Source organism: uncultured Paenalcaligenes sp. (genome assembly GCF_947630565.1).
Classification (GTDB): domain Bacteria; phylum Pseudomonadota; class Gammaproteobacteria; order Burkholderiales; family Burkholderiaceae_B; genus Paenalcaligenes; species Paenalcaligenes faecalis.
Genome location: NZ_CANRIC010000083.1, coordinates 1 through 3,806, shown reverse-complemented (window position 1 = coordinate 3,806; position 3,806 = coordinate 1). Strand labels below are relative to the sequence as shown.

The following is a 3,806-nucleotide window of genomic DNA, read 5'->3' as shown; positions in this document are numbered from 1 at the left end:
CTTTTTTACTATAAGAACAATTTATAAACGGGGTTATCGCTTTCATTCCAATGCGGATAGCCCAGGTCACTTAGGAACTCACGGAAGATTTTTTTGTCCGTAGGGGGAACTTGAATCCCTACCAAGATCCGCCCATAGTCATCGCCCTGATTACGATAATGGAATAGGCTGATATTCCACTCAGGATTCATACTGCTTAAAAACCGGCGTAATGCTCCTGGTCGCTCTGGGAACTCAAAACGATATAGCACCTCGTGCTGGGCTAAATCCGTGCGTCCACCCACCAAATAACGCAAATGTGTTTTTGCCATTTCGTTATTTGTTAAGTTCAAGGTCGGAAATCCGTTATCTACAAAATGCTGCTCTAACTGATCTATCTCCGCTTCGGATTGAATCCGTAACCCGACGAACACATGAGCGATTTTCGCATCTGAGATGCGATAATTAAACTCAGTGACAGAACGATCACCTAAGGCCTCACATAAACGTAAAAAACTACCATGAGCCTCGGGTAAGGTCACCGCGAATAACGCTTCTTTGGCTAAGCCTACGTCAGCGCGCTCGGCCACAAAACGTAACCGATCAAAATTCATATTCGCACCAGAAGTAATCGCAATAAAGGTTTGACCACTTATATTGTTTTGGCGAATATATTTTTTAGCACCTGCTACCGCTAAGGCTCCGGCAGGCTCCAAAACACTACGCGTGTCTTGGAAAACATCTTTAATTGCCGCGCAAATCGCATCCGTATCAACCAGCACAAAATCATCAGCGTATTTTTGCGTTAACTTAAACGTCTCTGAACCCACTTGCTTGACTGCTGTACCATCAGAAAACAAACCCACATCATTTAAAGACAAACGACGCTTTGCTTTAACACTGCGCTGCATGGCGGCAGAGTCTTCTGTTTGCACACCAATAATTTTAATCTCTGGACGCAGTTGTTTAATATATGCGGCTACCCCCGCAATCAAACCACCACCACCAATTGGAATAAATATGGCGTCAATTGGACCAGGGTGCTGATGTAGGATTTCCATCCCTATCGTGCCTTGTCCTGCTATCACATCTGGATCATCAAATGGATGAACAAAGGTTAGCCCTTCTTTTTCCATCAATTTCACGGCGTAATCATAGGCATCCGTAAAACTTTCTCCGAACAGCACTACCTCGCCACCCAGATTACGTACCGCATCGACTTTTAACTGTGGAGTAGTGACTGGCATCACAATAACTGCACGAGCCCCTAAACGTTTAGCAGAAAATGCGACCCCTTGGGCATGATTACCTGCTGAGGCGGCAATCACACCTCGGGCTAGATCCTCTGCGGGCATTTGCGCCATCTTGTTGTAAGCACCGCGTAACTTAAAACTAAAAACTGCGAGTTGATCCTCACGTTTGAGTAAAATACGGTTATTCAACTGCGCTGAGGTTAAGGGAGCGAGTTCCAGTGGTGTTTCTGACACCACATCATAGACCTTAGAGGTCAAAGTACGTTTCAGATAGTCGTTGGACATAATTTGGGTAGATAATTCAACAAAAGGCCGCCATAACGACGGCAAATAGAAGCGGGTAAAACCAAAAAGAATAACACAGGCTTAGCGCAAATAGGCGTAGACGCGGCCTCTAGTCACAGCTCTTTTATCTGGAATAGCATGGAAGCATGGATACACAGTACGGTACTTTGGCTACTACATGTCTTGGCATTACCTGAAATTGGTCTCAGTGCCATTTTTATTGTTAGTTTCGTTTCGGCCACATTATTACCCTTGGGGTCTGAGCCTGCGGTACTGGCTTATCTCAGTGTTGCACCCCACATGTTTTGGGCTGCTGTCGTCATTGCAACGGTCGGCAACACCTTAGGAGGCGCAGTCAGTTACTGGATGGGTCTAGGCGCAGCTAAAGCCTATGAAACCTGGCGAGAAAAACATCCGCATGAAGACGATAGCGATCAGGATTACGGTAAAAAGGCCGGTGGTCGGTGGCACAGTTTCATTACTAAATGGCTCACTACCCTAGGCCCTAAAGCCTTGCTCTTTTCTTGGTTACCTATTGTGGGTGATCCTTTATGCGCACTGGCTGGCTGGGCGCGCCTGCCGCTAGTCCCTTGTTTAGTTTATATGGCTATCGGTAAGTTCTTGCGCTATGTCATGATGACATCGGGAATTTTATGGATTCTGCCACACTTAGGTTGGTTTTAATGCCTTAACCCGTATCAAAAATCCTAAAAAGCCCTGCATATCAGCACGTATTGCTGTTGAATGATTTACACTAAAGGGTTCTATCGTTGCTTAACTTTACTCAATGCTTTTAGTCTAATCACTATGAATGCTCCGGTCGCAAGCCAATTTTTAGCCGCTAACGCACCTGATTTAACCAATCGTCTGCGCGAAATTCCTTATAACTACACCTCGTACTCTGATCGCGAGATTGTGTTGCGCCTATTGGGGCCTGAAGCATGGGAAAAGCTCTCTGAGCTTCGTTCTGAGCGCCGTACTGGCAGATCAGCGCGCATGCTCTTTGAGGTTCTGGGTGATATTTGGGTGGTTCGTCGTAATCCCTATTTACAGGATGACTTACTCGACAATCCTAAACGTCAGCAGCAACTCATCGATGCCTTATCGCATCGCTTAAACGAAATTAATGCTCGTCGTGATATTGATGTCCCTGAACGCGATCAAAAGGTCCTCACTCTCTTATCCGCCGCCCGTCAGGCCGTCAATGATTTTGAGCGTGAATTCCACGAAGCACGTGAGCTACGTCAAAAAATCATTAAACGCTTAGCTGGCTTTACTGCCAAACACAATATTAAATTTGATGGTCTATCTCGCGTTTCTCACGTCACAGATGCCACAGACTGGCGCGTAGAATATCCATTTTTAGTATTAACGCCTGATACCGAAGAGGAAATTGCAGCACTCGTACGTGCCTGTATTGAATTAAAACTAACCATTATTCCTCGTGGTGGTGGTACGGGTTACACCGGTGGTGCTATCCCTCTTAGCCCACGTTCCGTTGTAATCAATACAGAAAAACTAGATGCGATTGGCCCCGTCGAAGCAATTCAACTGCCTGGCCTATCCGAGCCCACTCACACTATCTTGACGGGTGCTGGTGTTGTGACTCGTCGCGTAGACGAGGCCGCCCAAGCCGCCGGACGTGTGTTTGCGGTAGACCCAACCTCTGCTGATGCCTCCTGTGTTGGCGGAAACGTGGCAATGAATGCCGGTGGAAAAAAAGCCGTATTATGGGGAACCGCTTTAGACAACCTAAGCTGGTGGCGCATGGTTGACCCCGAGGGTAACTGGCTCGAAATTACACGTATAGATCATAACCTTGGCAAAATCCACGAGGTTGACGAAGCCATTTTTGAACTACATTGGTATGACGGGGCCCAAGCCCCTGGCTCTCATCTATTACGCCAAGAAACGCTCAAAATTGAAGGCAAACTATTTCGTAAAGAGGGCTTAGGTAAAGACGTCACTGATAAATTTCTCTCTGGCTTACCTGGGGTACAAAAAGAAGGATGTGATGGCATTATCACAGCAGCTCGCTGGATATTACACCGCATGCCTGATCACACTCGTACTGTCTGTTTAGAGTTCTTTGGCTCTGCGCGTAATGCGGTCCCCTCCATTGTTGAGATCAAGAACTATTTAGACAGCACTGGCAAAGACATGGGTGCCTTATTAGCAGGGCTAGAACACCTAGATGAACGCTACTTACGCGCTGTCGGCTATGCGACCAAAAGCAAACGCAGTGGCTTACCTAAAATGGTGCTTATTGGCGATATTGTGGGTGATAGC

3 protein-coding genes are annotated in these 3,806 nt (G+C 46.6%); 2 read left to right on the top strand and 1 reads right to left on the bottom strand.

Features of this window, described 5'->3' with window-relative positions; genetic code table 11:
- Nucleotides 1-8: 8 nt before the first annotated feature.
- Nucleotides 9-1,517 carry a threonine ammonia-lyase, biosynthetic gene (gene ilvA / locus Q0Z62_RS10645; protein WP_298054426.1) on the bottom strand — a complete coding sequence of 503 codons (1,509 nt, stop codon included), beginning with the start codon at nucleotides 1,515-1,517 and terminating at the stop codon, nucleotides 9-11.
- Nucleotides 1,518-1,655: 138 nt separating this feature from the next.
- Here ilvA and Q0Z62_RS10640 point away from each other — a divergent pair, with 138 nt between their 5' ends.
- Together Q0Z62_RS10640 and Q0Z62_RS10635 are read left to right on the top strand one after the other, a co-directional pair.
- Nucleotides 1,656-2,201: a YqaA family protein gene (locus tag Q0Z62_RS10640; protein WP_298054421.1), complete on the top strand. Its 546-nt coding sequence runs from the start codon at nucleotides 1,656-1,658 to the stop codon at nucleotides 2,199-2,201.
- Nucleotides 2,202-2,324: 123 nt separating this feature from the next.
- Nucleotides 2,325-3,806: DUF3683 domain-containing protein (locus Q0Z62_RS10635; RefSeq protein ID WP_298054416.1), on the top strand; the 1,482-nt coding region annotated here is incomplete at its 3' end.

Excerpts from the sequence above, each read along its gene's own strand:
- ilvA (WP_298054426.1), bottom strand. The coding sequence starts at position 1,517 with ATGTCCAACGACTATCTGAAACGTACTTTGACCTCTAAGGTCTATGAT.
- Q0Z62_RS10640 (WP_298054421.1), top strand. The coding sequence starts at position 1,656 with ATGGAAGCATGGATACACAGTACGGTACTTTGGCTACTACATGTCTTG.